General features: G+C 65.9%; 1 pseudogene. It reads left to right on the top strand.

What is annotated here, in order from left to right:
• Nucleotides 1–232: pseudogene (locus tag B2J89_RS23430) on the top strand (DSD1 family PLP-dependent enzyme); the annotation flags it as partial.

Here is a 232-nt window from a genome sequence, read left to right on the forward strand (position 1 = left end):
CTATCACGGCGCAGCGCAGCACTTGCGCAGTGCAGTCGAGCGGCGCGAGGCCATCGGCAAGGCCATTGCCGCTTGCGAACGAACGGTCGAAGGACTGAGTCGGGCGCGCATTCCCTGCGGGATCGTCTCCGGCGCCGGGACGGGAACGTTTGAGTTGGAGGCGGCGTCTGGCGTCTATACCGAGCTCCAGGCCGGCAGCTATTGCTTCATGGACGGCGACTATGCGGCCAAC

This window comes from Acidovorax sp. SRB_24 (assembly GCF_012931925.1).